A 17,902-nucleotide genomic window follows, 5' to 3' on the forward strand; every position below is an offset into this window, starting at 1 on the left:
CTCAGGCCCGGGGCTCCGCCATCGGCACGCCCAGCGGACGTGCGAGACCGACCACGGCCTCGTCCAGCCGCTCCAGATGCCGCAGCACGCGGTCGGTGATCCGGCCGTAGCGCGGTGTGCCCGCGTCGGAGCCCAGCAGCGAGGCGATGCTCGGCCCGGTCTCGACCCGGGCGGCGGCGTGCTCGTCCGCGACCCGGGCCGCGATGGTCTCGATGTTGCGCACGGTGCGCCCCGCGGCCCCGCGCAGCCGTGGATCCGCCGCGATCGAGGGATGCGTGGGCAGCAGCTCGGCGGTGGCCGCCAGCGTCCGCGCGTGGTACGCGCACGTCTCCAGCAGCGCCACCACGTACCGTGCGGTGTGGCGCCGGGCCCGCAGCGGCGTGACCGGATGGGTCAGCGGCTGCGTCGCGGCCCGCAGGTCGGCCAGCGCCTGGTCCAGGTCGCGTGCCTTGTCCAGCAGCTCGTCCGCCGGCCCGCCGCTCAGCTGGCCGACCGCGGCCTCGGTGACCTCGGCCAGCCGGTCCAGGACGGTCCCGAGCAGCTCGTTCGTACGGCGGTCGGTCCGCACCGGCAGTACCAGCGCCGCCGCGATCACCCCGCAGGCCGCACCCAGCGCCGTCTCCTCCACCCGCAGCAGGAGCACGTCGAGGCTGTAGGTGTGCAGCAGCGTGTACAGCAGCCCCAGCATCGCCGTCACGAAGAACGACATCAGCGTGTACGACAGCGGCGCCACGTAGAACATCGCGAAGATCAGCACCAGGACCAGGCCGAACGCCGTCCAGGTGTGCTGCCCGACCAGACCCGCCAGGACGATGCCCGCCACCACGCCGAACACCGTGCCCAGCAGCCGGCGGTAGCCCTTGACGAGGATCTCGCCCGTCGAGGCGGTGTTGAGGAAGACGATCCAGCACGTCAGCACCGCCCAGTACCAGCGCTGCGTGGACAGCAGCTCACCGCCCACGATCGCCAGCGTCGAGCCGACGGCGACCTGCACGGCCGCGCGCGTGGTCGGCCGCCGCAGCCCCGTCTCCTGCTCCTCCGCCGGCTCCTCGCCGCCGTCGATCGCGGCGTCCTCCGCGTCCAGTTCCTCGCGGGAGCGGGCGGTCGAGGGGGTGTCGTCCGACTCGTCCTGCGGGCCGTCCAGCGCGATCCGCAGCCCCAGCACCGAGCGGGCCGCCTCGCCGATGCCCCGGAACACGTCCTGCACGGCCGCGGGCGCGGACGGCAGGTTCTCCTCGTCCCGGTAGCCGAGGAGACGGTTGCGCACATGGGCCAGGGCGGTCCCCGAGTCCCCGCTCCCGGCCCGCAGCACGAGAGCGCGCAGCGCCTGGAGATCACGGCGGAGCGTGGCGGTGGTCTCGTCCGGCACGGCCGGCTGCCCCACCGACGGCGCGGGAGCGCCCGGCAGGTGCAGGGTCAGCGTGTCGGCCCGTTCGGCGCTGCGGGAGGTCAGCAGCAGCAGACCGAGCCGCTCGGCGGCGATCTCGGCGTCCGCGATACGCCGCTGCACGAGACGGGCCGCCGACTCGTCCGGGGTGCCCTCCTCCAGCTGTGCCTGGATCATCATCGCCGTCTCGTGCAGCCGCGCCGTGCCGTCGCGCACGGCCTCCAGGGCCTTGTCCATCTCGTCCGGGGCGGCGTCGAGAAGGTCGAGCTGCGCGGACACCAGCTGGGCCAGCCGGGCGCGGAAGGCCAGACGCAGCCGCAGCAGGACGCCCGTGGGGGTCGCGGGCACGACCGCGAAGCGCAGCAGGGCACTGGAGCAGAACGCCACGGCGATGGCGCCGCACAGCGTGGGCAGCGCGGACACCTCGGCGCCGACGAACAGGGACAGGAAGTAGACCTGGAAGCCGATCAGCCCGAGCGCCGTGCCCCGGTCGCCGAAGCGGCGGCCGTAGACCGCGCAGAAGATCAGGACGACGAAGAAGACGTCACCGACGTACAGACGCGCGTTGAGCACCGCGCCCAGCGTCACGGAGACCAGCGCCACGGGAAGACCCAGCGCCAGCGTCACGGCCTGGGCGCCGAGCTGCTTCTCCCGGATGGCGAAGGTGGCGACCATCGCCGCCATGGCCCCCGCCACCAGGAGATGCACGTCTGCCCCGAGCGCGGTGAGCACGGCCAGCGTGAGGGCGATGGCGCCGACCGTCCGCAGCCCGGCCGTCAGGCGCAGCAGACCCGGGTCGGACGCCGCGATCCGGTCCCGCAGTCGTGCCCGCACCGACCGTCCCGCTGCCCTCACGCCGCCGCACTCTCTCCCGACTCACACCAAGATCCGCACCTCAGCATGACATGCCACGAGCGGAAGGCCCCCTCCGGCCCGGCCCTACTCCAGCCGGGCTGTTCCCTCGACGTGAGCCCGCACCTGCTCAGGCGTCAGATAGGCGTCGGTGTACTCGAAGTCCTTCAGCCTGGCGGCCTTGCGGGCCTGGAACCCGGTCCGTACGAAGTCGTCGCCGGCGACCGCGTTGAGGAGCCAGTTCGTCATCACCCGGGTCTTGGCGACGTTGGTGCGCAGCGCCGACCAGTGGTAGCCGCGGGCGACTGCCTGGGCGGGCAGGCCGCGCAGTTCGATGCCCAGCGGCTTGGAGACCGCGTCGGTGCCGCCGAGGTCGACGACGAGCCCCAGGTCCTTGTGGACGTACGGCTTGCGGGCCTGACCCCGCAGCGTCGCGATGACGTTGTCCGCGACGTGCTTGCCCTGCCGCAGGGCGTGCTGCGCGGTGGGCGGGCACATGGCGCTGTCGTCGCCCTTGGCCAGGTCGGGCACGGCGGCCGAGTCGCCGAGCGCGAACACCCCGTCGTTGCCCGGCAGGTTCATCTCGGGGGCGACCGCCAGCCGCCCCTTGACGGTCTCCGCGCCCAGCGTGGCGATGAGAGGGCTGGCGACGACCCCGGCGGTCCAGATGAGCGTGCGGGTCGGGATCACCCGCCCGTCGGTGAAGGTGACCTCCTCCGGGCCCGCCTTCGCGATGGAGACGCCGAGGGAGATCTCGATGCCTCGTCGGCGCAGGATCTCCTGGGCGCTGCTGCCGAGCTTCTCGCCGAGCTCCGGCATCAGCTTCGGCGCGATGTCGATCAGATGCCACTTGATCAGGCCCGGGTCCAGCCGCGGGTAGCGCTTGACGGCCGCGTGGGTGAGCCGCTGGAGGCACGCCGCGGTCTCGGTGCCCGCGTAGCCGCCGCCGACCACCACGAACTGGAGCCGCGAGGCCCGCTCGGCCGGGTCCTGGCTCGCGTCGGCCAGGTCCAGCTGCGAGATGACGTGGTCCCGGACGTACGCCGCCTCGGCGAGCGTCTTCATCCCGAACGCGTGCTCCGTCAGCCCCGGGATGTCGAAGGTGCGGGTGATGCTGCCGGGGGCCAGCACGATGTAGTCGTACGGCTCGTTGACGATCTGGTCGGTGATCGTGCGGATGACGCAGACCTTGGACTTCAGATCGACGCCGATGGCCCCGCCCGGAATGATCCGCGTGCGGTACTTCTTGCTGCGGCGCAGCGAGACGGCGATCGACTGCGGCGTCAGCACGCCGGAGGCGACCTGGGGGAGCAGCGGCAGGTAGAGCTGGTAGGCGAACGGCGTCACCAGCGTGACGTCGGCCTCGTCCGGGGAGAGTTTCCGTTCCAGACGGCGGACGCACTCCACGCCGGCGAAGCCTGCGCCAACCACCAGGATCCTGGGTCGTGTCACGGTGTTCATCCCTTTCTGCGGCTCCAGGCGGTCTGCCTCGAACGCCTATCGACTGCCCCTGGATCGCTGGTTCGCACCCCATTGATCCCACCGCGTCTTCGACCGGCACGCCAGTCGGACGCGGCGGGCAGACGAACGCGTCGATCACCACCATGCCCGCCTTGTGGCCGAAAAGCACCAGGCGGGAGTGAAGAACGCGTGCACACACGGCCGGCCGGCCTGCCCGTCAGGACTCGGCGTCCCCCTGGATATGACACAGCAGCAGACACACGTCGTCGTCGCGCTCCGAGTCACTCAGCAGCGGATGCAGGATCCGGTCCGCCGAACCCTCCAGGTCCGCGTCCAGCTCCGCCGAACGGAACCCGCCGAGCGCCGAGGCCAGCCGCTCGATGCCCGGGTCTATGCCCTGCGCGCGCCGTTCGACCAGCCCGTCCGTGTAGAGCGCGAGCGTCGAGCCGGGCGACAGACGGACCGTGTGGTCGCCGATCTCCTGGGTCAGGGGGATGCCCAGCATGGCGCCCGGTTTGGCGTCGAGGGTGCGTACGGTGCCGTCGGGCAGCCGCAGCACCGGCGGCGGATGGCCCGCGGCGGCCCAGGTCAGCGTGGGCTCGTCCGGGTGGAGCCGGGCGATGACGGCGGTGGCGTACAGATCCGGCTGGAGGTGGTGCAGGAACCGGTGCAGCCGGGTCAGCAGCCGGCCCGGGCTGTCGCCGTCGACCGCGTACGCCCGCAGCGCGGTACGCAGCTGGCTCATCATCACGGCCGCGTGCAGACCGTGCCCGGTCACGTCGCCGACGACGGTGATGAGACCGCCGTCCCGCTGGGGGAACGCGTCGTACCAGTCACCGCCGATGTTCAGCCCGTGGGTGGCGGGCAGATAGCGCGCGGCCAGGCCGAGACCCGGCGTGGCCGGCAGATCCGTGAGCAGGGCGCGTTGCAGCGTCTCGGCGATGTCGCGGTTGTGCTCGAAGCGCCGGGCGTTGTCGATCGCGATACTGGCCCGCCGGGTGAGCTCGATCAGCATCACCGCGTCGTCGGGGTCCCAGCGCGCACCGGGCGGTGACAGGGTCAGCACCCCCAGCGGCGCCCGCCGCGTCGGCAGCGGCACGCACAGCAGCGGCCGGGTGGGATCCAGCGCGGACGGCGGCTGGTCGTCGACGCCGGGCAGGCCGCCCGGATGGTCGGCCGCGTACTGCGGCCGCCCGGTCCGGGCCGCGACCACGGCGGCGGCCGGATGCGGCGTCGACCGGTGCTTGTCGTCCTCGTGGTCGAACAGCCAGACGTCGACACTGCGGGCGTACTCCGGCACCAGCAGGTCCGGCAGCCGGCGCACGATCTCCTCGTGGTTGAGCGAGGCGGTCAGCACCGCGCTCGCGTCCGCGAGGAACGTCAGTCTGCGGCGGGCGCTCTCCGCCTCGTTGCGTGCCCTGCGCTCGGCGGCGAAGGCCTCGCGCTGGGCCCGGCCCGCCGCGTCCAGCTCGGCGTGCAGCGCCAGGACGCCCTGGTTCGTCTGGTGCAGCTCCTCGCGGTGGAAGGCGACCAGATCCTCCTGCTCGCCGAGCTTGTCCAGCACCACGGCCGTGTCCTCGTCGGCACCGAGCAGCGCCTCCGCGAGGGCGGCGGGATCGTCCTCGACGGCACCGCCCTCCGTGGCCCGGGCCGTCTCGGGGCAGGGGACCGTGACCTCCCACGGCGGTTCCCCGGCGGCGGCGGACGCGTCCGGCGACGGCGTCACCACGGCGTGCAGCAGTCCCTCCTCGGCGGGGGACCCGGCCATGTCCAGGGTGAGCAGCCAGGTGCCGCCCTTGGTGAGGCACTGCCGCAGGTGGGCACTGAGAGCGGCGGCCAGCCTCGTCCGTTCGACGGTGGGCACACCGTACGCGGCGGCCAGGCGCGCGAGGGCGATGCGGGCGCGAGCCGCGTCGGTGACGGTGGTGATCTGCCAAATGCGCATCATGGGTGTTCCGGCGGGGTCGTAGTCAGCACGGCCACGGCGGTGTCGTCCCGCACCGGACGGGCGGGACTGCTCGCGTCGCGTATCGCCAGGGCGGCCGTCACGGCCGGGTCGGCCGCGGGCAGACCGGCGTCGGACGGCGGCGTCCAGCGGCTGGGCAGGCCGTCGGTGTGCAGGACGAGCAGCCGGTCGGCCGCCCAGTCGGCCTCCTCCTCGCGGAGGGTGGTGGGCCGGTGCACGCCGACGATGCCGGGCCGCGACAGCAGCGGACGCCAGGTGCCGTCCGCGCGCAGCCGCGCCCCCACGTTTCCTATGCCGGCGAACCGCAGCCGCCCGGCCCGCACGTCGAGCTGGGCCATGGCGACGGCCGCGCCCCGGGTGCCCTTCAGGGCGTCGTGGAGCCGTTGCAGCGACTCGGCGGGGGAGAGGTGAGCCCAGCGGTGCAGCGCCGCCACCGCCGCGGACGAGGCCCGGGCCGCCTCGGGGCCGTGTCCCAGACCGTCCGCCAGCATCAGCGTCAGCCGGTCCCCCGAACGCACCCACGCCCAGGCGTCACCCGAGTACTCGGCTCCGCCGTAGGGGATGTTCACACCTCCGGCGCGCACGCCGGCGACGGGCAGGGACCGGTCGCCCGCGACACCGGACCGCTCGTCAGGCTCCGGTGCGCCGGGGCCCCGCACGTCGCCGCCCGGAACACCGGGGACCTGCTGGAAACGGGGCTCGTTCTCGACGGCACCACTGTGCCCGGGCATCTCGGCGAACCCCGGCGAGCCGCCGGGCACCGCCGCGTGCCCCGTCAGGGCGCCGCACGCCACGGCTCCCACGGGTGCTTCGCCGCCTTCTGAGGCACCGCCCGGCCACCAACCGCCGGTGGAGGCGGAGGCCCCGCCCTCGGGCCACGCCGGGGCGCCGGGAACGGCCGAGCCGTCCGCCGCACCGCGGCCGCCCGACACCACGTCGGCCCCCAGCCCCGCGGACGGACCGCCGCCACCGCGGGGCGTGGTGCCCACGCGGGCCACCGCGACCGTGCCGCGGCCGGGCGTGCTGTGCAGGGCGAAGTCGTCGGCGAGACGCTGACACGTGCCGAGGCCCGCGCCGAGCGAGCCGGTCGTGGAGAAACCGTCGCGCAGGGCCGCCGGTACGTCCGCGATACCCGGGCCGTGGTCGATCGCGGCGATCTGCACCACCCGGGACTCCGCACGGCCCTCCCGCGGCGCGGGCGGCGCCACCACCTCGATGAGCACCTGACCACCCTCGGCGTACTTGAGCAGATTCGTCGCGAGCTCGGTCGCGACCAGCGCGGCGGCCGCGGTGCGCCGCTCGTCGAGACCGGCCAGCGCGGCCGCGCCCTCCGCGGCGACCCGCGCGTCGCGCACCCGCGTCGAGTCGCGCACCGGGACGTCCCACACGCGCGGCATCAGGCCTCCTCGCGGGGCCGCGGCGGCCGGCCCACCCAGCACGTCACCCGCACGGTGGTGCCGTCGCCCGGCGCGCTCTCGATGTCGAAGTCGTGCACCAGGCGCCGGGCGCCGCTCAGCCCCATCCCCAGCCCGTCGCCGGAGGTGTAGCCGTCGCTGAGCGCCTGGTCCAGGTCGGTGATGCCCGGCCCCTCGTCGGTGAAGGCCAGCCGGAGCCCCTGCGCACCTCCGCTGCTGAGGTGCGTCGCCTCCATCTGTCCGCCACCGCCGTGCACCAGGGTGTTGCGGGCCAGCTCGCTGGCCGCCGTGACCAGCTTGGTCTGCTCCACCAGGCCGAAGCCGAGCCGGGCCGCGGCCTGCCGCACGTGTTGTCGCACCCACACCAGGTCCATGTCCGACCGGATGGGCAGGCAGGCCTCCACGCCCGCGGCAGTGTGCATCACGGACTCTCCTGACGCGGCCTGCCCGGGCGGTAGGCCGGGGTCTGCTGCGAGAGGAGCTCCATGCCCGCCTCCGTGCTGAGTGCCGTGGTCAGGCCGGGCAGCGTCAGGCCCAGTTCCGCCAGGGTGATGGCGACCGCCGGGCGCATGCCGGCCACCACGGTCCGCGCGGCCAGCAGCTTGGCCTGCGCGGCGATCTCGGCCAGCACCCGGCCGAGGAAGGAGTCGACGATCTCCACACCGGAGATGTCGATGAGGACACCACGCACCCCGGTACGGGAGATGGTCTCCGCGAGATCCTGCTGGAGCTGCTGCGCCGTGCTGTCGTGCAGGTCCCCCTGGAGCGTGACCAGCAGGACGTCACCGAGCCGGAGAACCGGCACGTGGCCCGTGACGGGACGGGAGTACGCGTCGCTCACCGCTGACCCGCACCCGGGTTCACGATGTCCGCGCCGAGCTCGTGCAGCGCGTAACCCAGCGCGTCGGCGAGGCTCGCACGGGTGATCACGTCGAGGTCCAGTCCGAGGTGGACGATGGTCTGCGCGATGGCGGGGCGGATGCCCGAGACGATGCACTGGGCGCCCATCAGCCGCGCCGCGGCGACCGTCTTCATCAGGTGCTGCGCCACCAGCGAGTCCACCGTCGGGACCCCGGTGATGTCGAGGATCGCGAACCGGGCGTGCTGGTCGACGACGGCGTTGAGCAGCGTCTCCATCACCACCTGGCTGCGGGCGCTGTCCAGCGTCCCGATCAGCGGCACGGCCACGACACCGTCCCACAGCCGGATGACGGGCGTCGCCACCTCCATCAGCTGGAGCCGCTGGCGGTCGCTGAGCGCCTGCCACTCGCTGAGCGCCGTCTGCATGGCGACCAGCCGCAGGGTGCCCATCAGCACGGTGAGCGTGGTCGAACACGCCCGCAGGTGCTCGGGCGGCGCCTCCTCCAGATCGGACGCCAGCAGGTTCTCCACCGGCGGCCGCAGGGCGGCCAGCTCGCTGGCGACCTGGGTGTTCGACAGCCCGGCCCGCGAGCGGGCCGCGCCCATCCGGGCCAGCTGCTCGCGCACCCCGCTGAATCCCGCGGCGTCCGGGTCCTCCACCTGCTCCGAGTCGGCCACCTGGGCCAGCGCGTCCACGACGACCTTGCTCGCCTCCACCGCCTCGTCACGCGAGACGGTGAACACCGTGCGGAACAGGGGCTCGTCCGCCCATCGCTGCGCGATCTGCTCACGCCTGCGATGCAGGAAGTCCCTGACCTCGTGTGTCGGCATGGCGAGCTGTCCGTCCGCTTCGTGCTCCGGCACCTGGTTCTCTCCTCATCCGCGTTGCGTCGACCGAGCCCGCATCAGGCAACGGGACGGTGCTGTGACACTTGCCGGGCGACAACTCTAACCATGCGCCGACCTCGTACGACACCGGATCCGGCGCAACCGATGCGGTTCGGGACAACGGGGGTTGGCCACCGCCGTCACCGGCGCGCGCAAGGAACGAACACCGTCCGGGCGGGGCGGAGCGAGCGCACCGGAACGCCGGTTCCGCCGGCGGCGCGCCGACCCGTCAGGCGCTCTGTGCCCCCGACTCCTCCGGGGTGTCCGGCACCTCGTCGGCGCGGGCCAGAGCCTCGTCGACGCTCTCCGATATCGGCACCGTGATGCTGACGCCGGTCAGGTCGAGGACGCGCCGCACGGCCGGCGTCGGGCTGATGACGTGCACGCTGCCGGCGGTCCTGCGGGTCTCCTGGTACACGCGCAGGATGATGTTCATCCCGGACGAGTCCATGAAGGGGACGGACGAGAGGTCGAGCAGGAAGTGCCGTCGGCCGTGGTGGAGTTGGTTGGCCAGGTGGGCCTGGAACTCGGTCGCGGTGTCGACGTCCAGGTAGCCGTCGACCGTGATCAGGGCCACGTCCTCCCGGGGCAGTTCGACTTCCACGGACAGCGGGTTCTGGGCGAGGGGCACGGGTACCTCCATCAAGTGCTACGGCCTGGGCAGGTCACCTCTGTGGATGACCGCGGTGCGGGGCGATGCCGGTCGTGACGCGGGCTCTGCTGCTGTTTCTCACGTTCCTCCCTCCGCTACCGGGCTCCGAATTCCACCGCGCCCCCGCGATTACCCCGGAAACCGCCGTCCATGCCCCCGGGTGCGGAACCCTGCCGAAGCCCGCCGACGACGTACGGTGGACGTGTGTGCGCCGAATGCGCTTGCGGCAGGAGGGTAATTGGCCTGTGGAGAGGGACGGGCGGGAACCGCCCGCCGGGCTCTACGATCCGCACACCGTCAGGGAGGATGGAGCAGCGTGGCCATCGACAGAATCTGGTCGTACGCGCCGGACAGCGGTCACATCGAGGGGCAGGACCTGGCCGGTTTCACCGTCGCCGCGACCGACGGCACGATCGGGCACGTGGACCGCGAGGACGCCCCGCACGGCATGCGGCACCTGGTCGTCGACACCGGCGTCTGGGTGTTCGGCCGCAGCGTCCTGGTGCCGGCCGGAGTCGTCACCGGCATCGACACGCAGGGCCGGAAGATCACACTGGGCTGCACCAGGGGAGACGCCAAGGCGGCACCCCGCTTCCAGACCGACAGCGAGACCCGGGACCGGGGGTACCTCACGGCCGTGGGCGACTACTACGACCGGCTGCCACCGCGCACGACGACTTCGGCATGACCGAGCCCTGAGCCGGTCACGGGCGGGCCGCGCTCGGGACCGGCTCAGGGCTCACCAGGGCAGGAACACGTGTACGTCCTTGCCGCGCTCGTCGCTCACCACGCTCACCTGGTCGCACAAGGTGTGGATCAGGTGCCAGCCGATGCCGCCGCCCCCGCTGCGCGGATCGAACGGGCGCGGAGCCGGCTCCGTGGAGCTGGTGTCGTGCAGGATCACATGCACGCCGTCGAAGGTCCGGCGCATCCGCAGCGCGAACGGACCCGGGGCGTACTGGACCGCGTTGGCGGCCAGTTCCGTCACCACCAACAGAATGTCGTCCCAGTACTCGGGGGCAGAGGGGGGAGAGGAGCGTGACAGATCACGCAGGAACTCCTCCGCGGCCAGCCGCGCTCCCGTCACGTCGTGCGGCTCGCCCACGAAGCTGTTCGTGCGGCTCGGGATCTCCTCGGAGGTCAGTGCGTCATCCCCACGCGGCTCGGTTGACATATCGCCTTTCCGGCCCGGCGTCAGCAAGGGCTGTCGTCAGGGCTGTCGTCCTTTCTCTTGCGTCGCCACTGTTGCGTGTTCCCGAGGGGCCGAGGCCTACTCGTCCGGTTCCGTGCTCAGCGGAACACGTTGTCCGCGTCGTCCCAGTTCGATGGCTCTTCCCGGGGGCTGGGACGGCCGGGACGCCTGCGCGACTCGTACATCGCGTCGATCTCGGACGAGTAGTGCCGCACGATCTCGTCCCGGCGCAGCTTCATCGAGGGCGTCAGCAGCCCGTTGGTCACGTCGAACGGTTCCGGCAGGACCCGGAACACCCGGATCGACTCCGACCGCGACACGGCGCTGTTGGCCGCGGCCACGGCACGCGCCACCTCCTCCCGCAGCGCGTTCTCCTCCCGCGCCTCCCGCATCTCGCCCTGAAGCGCCAGCGCCGCCCGCCAGTGCGCCAGGAAGTCCGGATCCAGCGTGATCAGGGCACCGACACACGGCCGGTTGTCGCCCACGACGACCGCCTGGTGAATGAGCGGGTGCATCCGCAGCCGCTGCTCCAGGGCGGCCGGGGCGACGCTCTTGCCGCTGCTGGTGACGATGATGTCCTTCTTGCGGCCGGTGATCGTCAGGTAGCCCTCGGAGTCCAGCTGCCCGAGGTCCCCGGTGGCCAGCCAGCCGCCGCGCAGCGCGGCCCGGCTGGCGGCCTCGTCACCGACGTATCCCTGGAACACCGACGGGCCGCGCACCAGGATCTCCCCGTCCTCGGCCACCCGGATCTCCGTGCCCGGCAGAGCCTGCCCGACGGTCCCGGACTTCTCCCGGCCCAGCGGCTGCATCGTCACCCCGCCGCCGGTCTCCGTCAGGCCGTAACCGTCGTTCACGTAGATGCCGATGCCCTCGTAGAAGAGCGACAGGTCGCGGCTGAGGGGAGAGCCGCCGGACGTCGCCCGCCGCACCCGGCCGCCCAGCGCGGCCCGCAGCCTGCGGTACACCGTGCGCTCGTACAGGGCGTGCTGGAACCGCAGGTCGAAGCCGGGCCCGCGCCCCCGGCCCAGCCGCTGGCGTTCCAGGGCACGGGCGAAGTCCCGCGCCGTCTCGGCGGCCCGCTCGAACAGACCGCCATGGCCTCCCTGCTGGGCCGTGCGCAGGAAGTTCTTGTAGATCTTCTCGAAGACCGACGGGACCGCGTAGAAGTACGTGGGTCTGAAGGAGCGCAGCGCCGACGACAGTGCCTCCCCGCCCAGCTCGGCCTGGTGTCCCATCAGCAGGCCGCCGCGCAGGCACAGTCCCTGGATCATCAGCCCGTACACGTGGGAGAAGGGCAGGAACACCAGCACGGAGCCCTGTTCCCCGCGCGGTGCCGCCGTGTGTCCCCAGCCCGTCAGCAGCGTGTCGCAGGGGGCGGCGAGGTTGCGGTGGCTGAGGGCGCAGCCCATGGCGTGGCCGGACGTGCCGGAGGTGTAGGCGATGACGGCCGTGGAGTCCGGCAGCACGATGCGGCGCATCGAATCGACCGTGGCGTGCGGGACGAACTCCCCGCGCGCGGCCAGTTCCTCCAAGGCGCCCGCGTCCAGCTGCCAGACGTGACGCAGCAGCGGCAGCGAGGCGCACACCGAGCCGACGGTCATGACGCCCTGCTCGTCCTCCACCACCACCGCCACACAGCCGGCGTCCCGCAGGATCCACTCGACCTGGTCGCGCGACGACGTCGGGTACACCGGGACGACCTCGGCACCCACGGCCCACAGCGCGTAGCACAGGACCGTCCACTCGTACCGGGTGCGCGCCATGATCGCCACGCGCTGCCCGGGTGCTAACCCGGAGGCGATCAGCCCCTTGGCGACGCCCACCACCTCGTCGCGCAGCTCGATCGCCGTCACCTCCTCCCAGGAGGCGGAGGCCGGGTCGGCGCGGCGCGCGAGCACCGGCCGGGTGGGTTCGCGGTCCGCCGTCTCGAAGACGCTGTCGGCCAGTCCGCCGGTCAACGGCGAGACGGCCGGTGGAGCGAGGGCGAGGTCGCGCATGCACTGCTCCTGACGTGTACGGGGTGTCACATTGCCGACGGGTAGCGTCATCGGCGGGGCTCGAATGTAGTCGAGCCGCGGCCGTCAGGGGTCGGGAAATACGGAAGTCGTCCCGCTGATGATCTCGGCGTGATCGGGGGACCCGGACGGCATGAATCACATCAGTCCCGATCCCGAACCCGAACGCACCTCCGGCCTGGAACCGGGCGGCGGCGTACCGCCGGGCGAGACCCCGCCCGCGGAGAGCAGCATGCCCGAGGCGGGGCCCAGAGAGACGCACAACCCGCCCAAGGGCTGGGCCAAGGCACCGATGGCCGTGATCATCGTCCTCGTGGTGCTGATCGCGGCGTTCTTCCTGGCCTACGCCCTCGTTCTGATCCTCTGAGGTCCGGATCCTCCGAGCCCGCCTGAGGAAGCAGGCGGGACGCTCACGCCTGGGTGTGGCGGACGCACTCGGTGACGACGTCCCGCAGGCTCCCCGTGCGCTCCATCAGCGCGCGCTGCACCTGTGCGCCGTTGCCGTCCCGCAGCAGATCCTCGCAGGAGGCCCGGGCCCGCTCCAGGTCACCGGAGTCCGCGAGGGCCTCCTCGACGTGGTCCAGCAGGGCCCGCACGACCGCCTCGGCGGGCAGGCGCCGCATGGTCGCCGGGTGCAGCAGCTCGCCCGAGAGACCGGACCGGGCGGCCATCCAGTCGGCCAGCCGCAGCAGGCTGACACTGTGCTCGAGCGGCTCCCGGCCGGCCCGCCACTCGCGTGCGGCGGTCTCGACCAGCCCGCGGACGAGCGTGGCGACCAGCGCGGCCGTGCCGGAGTGCAGACAGACGTCCGACACCCTGACCTCAACCGTCGGATACCGCTGGGACAGCCGCGCGTCGAAGTAGATCATCCCGTCGTCGAGGAGAGCGCCGGTGGCCACCATGTCCGCGATCAGCCGGTGGTACCGCTCGGCCGAGCCGAAGATCTCCGTCGGGCCGGCCGACGGCCAGCGCAGCCACACCCGGCTGCGGTAGCTGCTGTACCCCGTGTCCTTGCCCTGCCAGAACGGCGAGTTCGCACTGAGCGCCGTCAGGACCTGGAGCCAGGGCCGCACCCGGTCGATGACCGCGACGCCCTCCTCGTCGGACTCGACGGACACGTGCACGTGGCAGCCCAGGACGAGCTGCTCCCGAGTGGCTATGCCGTACTGCTCGGCCATCCACTGGTAGCGGCGGTTCACGCCGACCGCGGGGCTGACCGGCAGCGGGGACGTGGCGAGCGCCGCGACCGTGCAGCCGATCTCCCCGGCGTGCCGGGCCGCCTCCTTGCGGCAGCGGACGATCTCCGCGCGCAGGCTCTCCATGGACGACTGCGGATGGGTGGCGAACTCCAGCATCTGGTCGTGGAGTTCCTTCTCGAAGACGTCCTGATCCGCGTCGTCCTGCTCGGCCCGGGCGAGCACCGCCGCGGACCTCGCCTGCGGTTCCCCGGTCTCCGGGTCGACCAGGAGGAGTTCCTCCTCCACTCCGACGGTGCGCACCCTGATGCCCGCCCTTCTGTGCCCCTGCGGCGTCCGCCACCGGGTGTTCCCGGTGGTAGACACCCAGTGCCCCTCACAGGCGGGTCGGACACCTGGTGCGGGCGCGGGACTTCACGCAGCGAACGGCGTCAGCCACACGGTGGCCAGCGGCGGCAGGGTGATCCGGACACAGCCGTCCTCCGGTTTGACCGGATCCGGGTTGGTGACGCCGCTGCCGCCGTAGCGCGGGTCGTCGGTGTTGAGGGTCTCCTGCCAGGCGACGGCGTCGCCCGGGACCCAGAGGCCGTAGTCGTGCCGGACGACCGGGGAGAAGTTCGACACCGCCAGCAGTGGCCTGCCCTCGGCGTCGTACCTCAGGAACGCGAAGACGTTGTCGTCGGCCGAGTCCACCGCCACCCACCGGAAGCCCTCCGGGCGGGTGTCGCACTGCCACAGCGCCGGCGTCGCCAGGTACGCCCTGTTCAGGTCACGCACCAGATCACGCACACCCCGGTGGTCGCCCGCCGAGTGGTAGCCGTCGTCGAGCAGCCACCACTCCGGCCCCTGCTCCACCGACCACTCGGCGCCCTGCGCGAACTCCTGCCCCATGAACAGCAACTGCTTGCCGGGGTGGCTCCACATGAAGCCGAGGTAGGCGCGGACGTTCGCGCGCCGCTGCCACCAGTCGCCCGGCGCCTTCGACACCAGCGCCTGCTTGCCGTGCACGACCTCGTCGTGGGAGATCGGCAGGACGTAGTTCTCGCTGTAGGCGTACACCATCGAGAAGGTCATCTCGTGGTGGTGGTACTTGCGGTGCACCGGCTCGTGGGCGAGGTACTCCAGCGAGTCGTGCATCCAGCCCATGTTCCACTTCAGCCCGAACCCGAGCCCGCCGGTGTAGGTGGGCTTGGTCACCCCGCCCCAGGCGGTAGACTCCTCCGCGATCGTCATCACGCCCGGGGCACGCCGGTACACCGTCGCGTTCATCTCCTGGAGGAACGCCATGGCCGCCAGGTCCTCCCGGCCGCCGTAGGCGTTGGGCTCCCACTGGCCGTCCTCGCGCGAGTAGTCCAGGTAGAGCATCGAGGCGACCGCGTCGACGCGCAGCCCGTCGATGTGGAACTCCTCGCACCAGTACACCGCGTTCGCCACGAGGAAGTTGCGCACCTCGGTGCGGGCGAAGTCGAACTCGTAGGTGCCCCAGTCCGGGTGCTCGGCGCGCCGCCCGTCCCCGGGCTCGTACAGCGGGTCCCCGTCGAACCGGGCCAGCGCCCAGTCGTCCTTCGGGAAGTGCGCCGGCACCCAGTCCATGATCACGCCGATGCCCGCCCGGTGGCAGGCGTCGACGAAGTACCGGAAGTCGTCCGGGCTCCCGAGCCGCGCGGTCGGCGCGTAGAAACCGGTGACCTGATAGCCCCAGGAGCCGTGGAAGGGGTGCTCCGCGACCGGCATCAGCTCCACGTGCGTGAAGCCGAGGTCCTTGACGTACGCCGGGAGTTCCTCGGCGAGCTGCCGGTAGTCCAGCCCCGGACGCCAGGACGGCAGGTGCACCTCGTACACCGAGAACGGCGCCTCGTGCACCGGCGTGTCCGCCCGGTGCGCCATCCACTGGGCGTCGCCCCACTCGTAGTGCGAGGCCGTCACGACCGACGCCGTGTTGGGCGGCTCCTCGGTGCGGCGGGCCATCGGGTCCGCCTTCAGGAAGCGCTGGCCGTACCGGGAGGTGATCTCGAACTTGTACGCCGTGCCCTCGCCCACCCCCGGAAGGAACAGCTCCCAGACGCCGGACGCGCCGAGCGAGCGCATCGGGAACTGCGTCCCGTCCCAGTAGGTGAAGTCAGCGGCGACCCGCACACCCTGCGCGTTGGGCGCCCACACCGTGAACCGGGTGCCGGTCACGCCCTCGTGGGTCATGGGCTGCGCGCCGAGCGCCTGCCACAGCTGCTCGTGCCGGCCCTCGCGGATGAGGTGCAGGTCGAGCTCGCCGAGCGCGGGCAGGAAGCGGTACGGGTCGTGCACCTCCTGCTCACCGCCCTCGTACACCACGTGCAGCGTGTACGCGGGGATCTCCGTCAGCGGCAGCACGCCGGAGAACAGGCCGTCGCCCTCCGAGACGAGCGGGGTGCGCTTGCCGCCGGTCACCACGCTCACCGAGCGGGCGAAGGGGCGCAGCGCCCGGAACGCGATCCCGCCGGGGACCGGGTGGGCGCCCAGCAGCGCGTGCGGATCGTGGTGGGCGCCCGCCAGCAGGCGCCCGCGGTCCTGAGGGTTCAGGGCGGGCGCGGTCGCGCCCGGGACCGGGCCGGAAGGCTCCGGGATTGAGGTGTCGCGCAGGGCCACGGCTCAGTCTCCTCTCACAGCGAGGCGCTCGATCGCCGCCATCGGTACAGGCAGCCAGTCGGGGCGGTGCCGTGCCTCGTACAGCACCTCGTACACGGCCCGGTCCGTCTCATAGGCCCGGAGCAGTCCGTGCTTCTTCCGCGGGTCCCAGCCGGCGCGGGCGGCATAGCCCGCGCAGTAGGCCTCGCGGCAGCGTCGCGCCCACTCCGGGCGCCAGGGGCGGCGCTGCCGGGCGGCGTAGTCGAAGGAGCGCAGCATCCCGGCGATGTCCCGCACGGGGGAGTGGGCGCTGCGCCGTTCGGAGAGCGGCCGGGACGGCTCGCCCTCGAAGTCGATGACGAACCACTCGCGTCCGGCCCGCAGCACCTGACCCAGGTGCAGGTCGCCGTGGATGCGCTGGGCCGGCGGCCCGGCGTCGCAGGTGGCGAGGGCGGCGAACGCGGCTCGCAGGCCCGGCACGTACGGCTGGAGCGCGGGCACGCAGTGCGCGGCGGCGGCCAGCCGCTCGGACATCGCGGTCGCCGTGTGCCCGTTCTCCCCGGGCTCGCCGACCGGGAAGGCCGAGGCGAGCGCGAGGTGCACCTCCGCCGTGGCCGCGCCCAGCGCCCGCGCCTGGACCGTGAAGTCGTCCCCGGCCGCCAGGGCGTGCAGCGCCAGCGTCCAGCCGTCGGAGGCGTCCCGCAGATACGGCTGGAGCACGCCGAGCGTGGCCTTGAACGGATGCTTCGTCTGGAACCAGGCCACGGGCGCGGGCACGCGGTGACAGCCCTGCCTGGCCAGCGCCCCCGGCACCTCCAGGTCCGGGTTGACGCCCGGCTGGATGCGCCGGAAGACCTTCAGGATGTACTCGTCGCCGTACACCAGCGAGGAGTTGGACTGCTCGGCGTCGAGCAGCCGCGGCACCAGACCGCCGGGCACCGGCTGGTCCGGGTCGCAGTCGAACCGCAGGGGGCCGGCGGTGCCGGGGTGCCGCAGCCGGTCCAGGAGCAGCTGGGCCGAACGGGGGTCGTGCAGGGCGTCGTAGACCGTCAGACCGGCCAGCGGCCCGTCCTGCACCCGCCCGATGAGCGCCCGCCCAAGGCGTGGCGCGGGATGGTCCCGTACGCCGAGCAGGAGCTGGTAGCAGTCGCCGGCCGGGGGAGCGCCGCCCGGGGACGGCACGCCCGTGTGGCCGGCGTGACCGGCGTGGACCAGCAGGTGCAGACAGCCCGGGAACAGCTCGGTCATCGACAGCAGGCCGAGCTCCGTCACGGGCCGGTCCTTGCCCGCGAACCAGCGCTGCCGCGGCAGCCAGTCGCGCAGCAGCCCGCCGAGCGACTCCATGGGCTCGGCCAGGCGCGTGAGGCTCGGGCGGAGGGATGCGGTCTTCGGCATGGTCACGCCTCCTTTCGTCGG

The 17,902-nt window shown here is 72.7% G+C and carries 15 protein-coding genes; 2 read left to right on the top strand and 13 right to left on the bottom strand.

The window, feature by feature from the left end:
- Window position 1 precedes the first annotated feature (1 nt).
- The 8 genes from QC385_RS21935 to QC385_RS21970 all read right to left on the bottom strand — a co-directional run bounded on the left by QC385_RS21935 (window position 2) and on the right by QC385_RS21970 (window position 9,461).
- Complete coding sequence (locus QC385_RS21935) at window positions 2–2,242, bottom strand: FUSC family protein (protein WP_279543015.1); 2,241 nt, start codon at window positions 2,240–2,242, stop codon at window positions 2–4.
- 84 nt (window positions 2,243–2,326) lie between these two features.
- Window positions 2,327–3,700, bottom strand: a complete 1,374-nt coding sequence (locus QC385_RS21940; protein ID WP_279543016.1) for an NAD(P)/FAD-dependent oxidoreductase — start codon at window positions 3,698–3,700, stop codon at window positions 2,327–2,329.
- A gap of 217 nt (window positions 3,701–3,917) precedes the next feature.
- On the bottom strand, window positions 3,918–5,648 hold the full coding sequence (locus QC385_RS21945) for a PP2C family protein-serine/threonine phosphatase (RefSeq protein ID WP_279543017.1): 1,731 nt from the start codon (window positions 5,646–5,648) through the stop codon (window positions 3,918–3,920).
- The gene (locus tag QC385_RS21950; RefSeq protein ID WP_279543018.1) at window positions 5,645–7,063 is read right to left on the bottom strand and encodes an ATP-binding protein/SpoIIE family protein phosphatase; all 1,419 of its coding nucleotides are present in this window, start codon (window positions 7,061–7,063) and stop codon (window positions 5,645–5,647) included. Before QC385_RS21950 ends, QC385_RS21945 begins: the two co-directional genes overlap by 4 nt.
- The gene (locus QC385_RS21955) at window positions 7,063–7,503 is read right to left on the bottom strand and encodes an anti-sigma regulatory factor (RefSeq protein ID WP_279543141.1); all 441 of its coding nucleotides are present in this window, start codon (window positions 7,501–7,503) and stop codon (window positions 7,063–7,065) included. The genes QC385_RS21950 and QC385_RS21955 overlap by 1 nt, the downstream gene beginning before the upstream one ends.
- Window positions 7,503–7,922, bottom strand: a complete 420-nt coding sequence (locus tag QC385_RS21960) for an STAS domain-containing protein (RefSeq protein WP_279543019.1) — start codon at window positions 7,920–7,922, stop codon at window positions 7,503–7,505. The genes QC385_RS21955 and QC385_RS21960 overlap by 1 nt, the downstream gene beginning before the upstream one ends.
- On the bottom strand, window positions 7,919–8,806 hold the full coding sequence (locus tag QC385_RS21965) for an STAS domain-containing protein (protein WP_279543020.1): 888 nt from the start codon (window positions 8,804–8,806) through the stop codon (window positions 7,919–7,921). Before QC385_RS21965 ends, QC385_RS21960 begins: the two co-directional genes overlap by 4 nt.
- Before the next feature lie 253 nt (window positions 8,807–9,059).
- Window positions 9,060–9,461, bottom strand: coding sequence for an STAS domain-containing protein (locus QC385_RS21970; RefSeq protein ID WP_279543021.1), 402 nt, complete (start codon window positions 9,459–9,461; stop codon window positions 9,060–9,062).
- 337 nt (window positions 9,462–9,798) lie between these two features.
- Between QC385_RS21970 and QC385_RS21975 the strand changes: the two genes are divergently transcribed.
- A complete protein-coding gene (locus tag QC385_RS21975) occupies window positions 9,799–10,170 on the top strand; it encodes a PRC-barrel domain containing protein (protein ID WP_279543022.1) in 372 nt (123 codons plus the stop codon).
- 51 nt (window positions 10,171–10,221) lie between these two features.
- Here QC385_RS21975 and QC385_RS21980 read toward each other — a convergent pair whose 3' ends face one another.
- Both QC385_RS21980 and QC385_RS21985 read right to left on the bottom strand, forming a co-directional pair.
- On the bottom strand, window positions 10,222–10,656 hold the full coding sequence (locus QC385_RS21980) for an ATP-binding protein (protein WP_279543023.1): 435 nt from the start codon (window positions 10,654–10,656) through the stop codon (window positions 10,222–10,224).
- 116 nt (window positions 10,657–10,772) lie between these two features.
- Window positions 10,773–12,671: an AMP-dependent synthetase/ligase gene (locus QC385_RS21985; protein ID WP_279543024.1), complete on the bottom strand. Its 1,899-nt coding sequence runs from the start codon at window positions 12,669–12,671 to the stop codon at window positions 10,773–10,775.
- 151 nt (window positions 12,672–12,822) lie between these two features.
- Between QC385_RS21985 and QC385_RS21990 the strand changes: the two genes are divergently transcribed.
- On the top strand, window positions 12,823–13,056 hold the full coding sequence (locus QC385_RS21990) for a DUF6480 family protein (protein ID WP_279543025.1): 234 nt from the start codon (window positions 12,823–12,825) through the stop codon (window positions 13,054–13,056).
- A gap of 43 nt (window positions 13,057–13,099) precedes the next feature.
- Here the strand turns inward: QC385_RS21990 and QC385_RS21995 are convergent, their stop codons facing one another.
- The 3 genes from QC385_RS21995 to QC385_RS22005 all read right to left on the bottom strand — a co-directional run bounded on the left by QC385_RS21995 (window position 13,100) and on the right by QC385_RS22005 (window position 17,881).
- Window positions 13,100–14,188: a glutamate--cysteine ligase 2 gene (locus QC385_RS21995; protein ID WP_279543142.1), complete on the bottom strand. Its 1,089-nt coding sequence runs from the start codon at window positions 14,186–14,188 to the stop codon at window positions 13,100–13,102.
- Between the two features lie 111 nt (window positions 14,189–14,299).
- Window positions 14,300–16,507: a 1,4-alpha-glucan branching protein GlgB gene (gene glgB / locus QC385_RS22000; RefSeq protein WP_279543026.1), complete on the bottom strand. Its 2,208-nt coding sequence runs from the start codon at window positions 16,505–16,507 to the stop codon at window positions 14,300–14,302.
- A gap of 3 nt (window positions 16,508–16,510) precedes the next feature.
- On the bottom strand, window positions 16,511–17,881 hold the full coding sequence (locus QC385_RS22005) for a maltokinase N-terminal cap-like domain-containing protein (protein ID WP_279543027.1): 1,371 nt from the start codon (window positions 17,879–17,881) through the stop codon (window positions 16,511–16,513).
- Window positions 17,882–17,902: the final 21 nt, after the last annotated feature.

The organism is Streptomyces sp. DH10 (assembly GCF_029813805.1).
GTDB classification, from domain to species: domain Bacteria; phylum Actinomycetota; class Actinomycetes; order Streptomycetales; family Streptomycetaceae; genus Streptomyces; species Streptomyces coeruleofuscus.

Excerpts from the sequence above, each read along its gene's own strand:
- QC385_RS21980 (WP_279543023.1), bottom strand. The coding sequence starts at position 10,656 with ATGTCAACCGAGCCGCGTGGGGATGACGCACTGACCTCCGAGGAGATC.
- QC385_RS21985 (WP_279543024.1), bottom strand. The coding sequence starts at position 12,671 with ATGCGCGACCTCGCCCTCGCTCCACCGGCCGTCTCGCCGTTGACCGGC.
- QC385_RS21990 (WP_279543025.1), top strand. The coding sequence starts at position 12,823 with ATGAATCACATCAGTCCCGATCCCGAACCCGAACGCACCTCCGGCCTG.
- QC385_RS21955 (WP_279543141.1), bottom strand. The coding sequence starts at position 7,503 with ATGCACACTGCCGCGGGCGTGGAGGCCTGCCTGCCCATCCGGTCGGAC.
- QC385_RS21945 (WP_279543017.1), bottom strand. The coding sequence starts at position 5,648 with ATGATGCGCATTTGGCAGATCACCACCGTCACCGACGCGGCTCGCGCC.
- QC385_RS22005 (WP_279543027.1), bottom strand. The coding sequence starts at position 17,881 with ATGCCGAAGACCGCATCCCTCCGCCCGAGCCTCACGCGCCTGGCCGAG.
- QC385_RS21940 (WP_279543016.1), bottom strand. The coding sequence starts at position 3,700 with ATGAACACCGTGACACGACCCAGGATCCTGGTGGTTGGCGCAGGCTTC.
- QC385_RS21950 (WP_279543018.1), bottom strand. The coding sequence starts at position 7,063 with ATGCCGCGCGTGTGGGACGTCCCGGTGCGCGACTCGACGCGGGTGCGC.